Source organism: Enterobacter cloacae complex sp. P13B, assembly GCF_014895915.1.
GTDB lineage: Bacteria > Pseudomonadota > Gammaproteobacteria > Enterobacterales > Enterobacteriaceae > Enterobacter > Enterobacter bugandensis.
The window spans coordinates 1-3,505 of sequence record NZ_JADBQN010000111.1 but is presented as its reverse complement, the minus strand read 5'-3'; the positions used below and the strand labels follow the sequence as shown (position 1 = coordinate 3,505).

The 3,505-nt window shown below is 40.3% G+C and carries 3 protein-coding genes; all 3 read right to left on the bottom strand.

Annotated features, from left to right (window positions below; translation table 11 throughout):
* Positions 1 to 171: 171 nt before the first annotated feature.
* Positions 172 to 726, bottom strand: a complete 555-nt coding sequence (locus IM273_RS22105) for a hypothetical protein (RefSeq protein ID WP_117092931.1) — start codon at positions 724 to 726, stop codon at positions 172 to 174.
* A gap of 50 nt (positions 727 to 776) precedes the next feature.
* Entirely contained in the window at positions 777 to 3,236 is a 2,460-nt protein-coding gene (locus IM273_RS22100) for a hypothetical protein (RefSeq protein ID WP_193055650.1), read from the bottom strand.
* On the bottom strand, positions 3,226 to 3,505 hold a 280-nt coding region (locus IM273_RS22095), incomplete at its 5' end, for a hypothetical protein (protein WP_193055648.1). The genes IM273_RS22100 and IM273_RS22095, both read right to left, overlap by 11 nt.

Here is a 3,505-nt window from a genome sequence, read left to right as displayed (position 1 = left end):
CGATAAGATATAATGCAGCACCAGTAGGTGGAATTAGGTCAACCATTTTAACCATAACACCACATTGATAGAGTTCTTTCTCTGTTAGTACTGTCTTGTTATCTCCGCGAACTAGATTCCAGTAGTTAACAAGTACGGCATTGTTTAATACATTATTTGGAATAGACATGATTAACCCCTGATATTCTCGGTTGCTAGAATTGTTACTTCAATTAAGTTAGTACTTGGGAATGAATACACTGCATTCTGTGGAGTTAGGACGAACGAGCCAGAAAGGTTATCGTATTTGATTACTTCACCTACTTGGATATTCTTAATTAATCCTGGGAATATAGTCATAGTAGTACCGCTATTTGCAATAACACGGTATAACTTTTTATGCCCGTTGAATTGGATTATTGAACCTACTTCAAGACTATTTGAGTTTACAGCAATTGATGTAGCACCTGCTGTACGTGCTGTGGTTGCGTTTACGCCTGCGTTCTGATTACCCGTATACTTACCCCACCAACCAAGAGACATATCAAATGGTTTACCTTGTGCGTACTGTGCATAGAAGTTTGCGATTTCTGCACGAAACTGTTTATTCATCGTAGCTTTGAATGCAATACTAAAGTACTGTGTACCTACTACACGTGTGATTTGTTCACCAGTCCACGTCTGATTTAAATATTGTGGAATATTGTCATTCAAGACAAATTCACTAATAATAGCGTTATCTAGCATATTGAATCCTTTCAAATAAGCCCACATGATCGTGGGCTTTATAGTATTTATTACACGTTGCGTTGTTGTGATGTACGAACTGCCTGTACGATTACATCAGCATGTTTTTTACACATTTGAGTAAAGTCTTTATCAGTGAGATCACCAGAGTTTTGAATTACTAGTGGTGCTTCAATCTTGATTTCACCAGAAGAGTTATTACCACTATCTTTAAGATAGTTAGTAAGATCTTGGTTTAGTGATTTACCTACTACACGTTCACCCTTTTCAAGATTATATGTACCAGTACTAGGCAATGAATCCCAACCATCATGGGCTTGACCTTGAATAGTTGTTCCCTTAATAGTTCGGATAATGTTTGCACCCTCTGCTGCTACCTTTAATCCAGCGGCAATACCAGCAGGCCAGCCTAATTTGGTTGCCTCACTAATGCCCTGCTGAATGTTTATGATACTTTGGGCTATTGCTATACCTTTCTGTACTGCAAAGAATGCCTTGGCTGCATCGTTACCATCAGAGAAAGCACCAGCTAGAGTAGTACCGATATCACCAGCGGCATTACCCCAAAGGCCAATAGTACTATTCAATGCATCAGCAGTAGCACGAGCACGTTTAATATCTGCATTAGTCTGAATGGCTGTAAGCTGATCTTGGTACTCTTGGAATCCGATTACTTTGGCATCATATAGAGCCTTTGCCCCGTCCTGGTTGTTCTGCTGTTCTGTACCAATAGCGGCTAACTTAGTTGGGTCTGCCTGTGTATTGAATGGGTCTTGATAACCTAATCCCTGCGTAGCGGTATTAGTAGCCCACTTGTTACCAGCGGCGGCGGCTGCGGCCTTTTGTTCTGGTGTGGCATTGGGATCGTTCGTAATGGCTGCGATGTTCTGAGCCTGTTTTAAACGGTCATTCTCTGCCAACATCTGATCAACCATCTCTTTGTAATTGCGTGCTCTGTCTGCATAGTGAGTACTCAACATTGCATTAGTTTCTGCTTCACTCTTCTTAGTGAGTTTTGCTGAATCACGAATACGCTTTTCAATTTCATCCTGTTGAAGATTGAATTGTTGTAACTTCACCTGTGCGGCATTAGCACCCATTGCTGCCATAGTCTGATCTAGTACTTTCTGAGCCTGTACTTGTTTGGCAAGACGTTGCTTTTCTTCTGCTGCGGCCTTAGTAGCTGCGGCTGCGGCTTTCTTGCTTGCTGCATCACGTGCTTTATCATCACTCTCTGTTAGTTTCTTAACGAGGTCTGCACGTGTTTCTTTATAACTAGCATCAAGAGTAGCAAGGTCTTTATTCAAAGCATCCTGATTACCCTTATAGCCTTTTAGTAATGATTCTTGAATTGCAGCACGAGTATCTTTGTACTGTTTATCTAAATCATCAATTTTAGCTTGAGTCTGTGATTTAGCAGTTTGGAAGGGCTTCATTGCTGCATCAATAGTACTTTTCTCGAATCCTTTATTGTACTCTTCACGTTGTTTCTGAATTAGGTTATTAGCCTTATCAAGATTAGCTAACATACCATCAAAAGTTTTCTGGTTACGTTCGGCATCCTTCTGTTGTTCTTCTACTAATTGAGCACCATAGATAGAAGAGTTCTTAAGCATATCTTGCTGATAGCCCTTCTGGTATTCCTGTACTGCTGCAATACCTTCACGGCTTGTAGCTGCTGCTGCGGCTGCTACGGGCTTACTATTAAGGATCTTGGTCATTAGGTTTAGAATATCTGCAAGGTTAGCCGCAACTGGTGCTAAAGCAGAGTTATTCCATGCTTCCCAAGCCTTACTTAGTTCTAGTGTAGCTTGGCGGTACTGTTGGAACTGGCTAGACTGTTCACCAGTTAGTTGTACGCTCTCATCTGCTAGACGGTTTTGATATTCTTGTTCACTATTATACTTTTGATAAATGGTAATACGTTTATCTGCATCGTTTGCAATAGTTTCCATCATATTAATGATTTGAGAATTACTAAAGCCCATTTGTTTAGCTTGATAGTAGATTCTTGCAATAATATCTTCACCACCATCTGCGGCTTTCTGTAGTTCTAGAATGTTTAGCTTAAGAGGTTTAATTACGTCAGTGTACATAGAACCAGCTTGGTTAGTTAAGGCATCGCCCAACTTATCCTTACTATCTTTAATTTGGTCGGCTACGTTATCCATAGTTAACCCTACTTCGGCAAACATATTAGCTTGCTTCTGTAAATTCTCTACACCAGTCTGTGCAAGACTTGCAGATTGAAATACTTCAAATGCTTTCTCTGCTTGTACTTGCATCTTACTAATAGCTACCATTGCTGCGGCTGCGGCAATACCTACACCACCTGCAAAAGTACTGAATGCTGCACCACTAGTAGTAAGTAAACCATCTACATTACCAAATGCACCACCTGCTTTATTATTGAAATCGGATAGACTATTACCCGCGTTTTTCAATGATTGTTTCAAGCCAGATTCATCACCTGTGATTTCAAAAATCATTGACTGTTTTTTATTTGCCATCTGGCTTTACTCCCATCCATGCGAGCATGTTTGCACGCTGTTGTTTTGCTTGTTCTTCTGCGATCTGCTTCTCCTTCTCTATTCTTTCTTCTGCCTGTTCTGCACGAGTTTTATTACTAAGCAATCCAAGTGAATCAAATTCTTTAGTACTGAACTTATGCATATCTTCTTTTCTAATATTGCCAGTACTGAGCCATAGAGCTTGCATGATTTCACAATGACGCATTTGATCTACTTGGGCTGAGTTCGGGTCTATAATCGCGTCATAG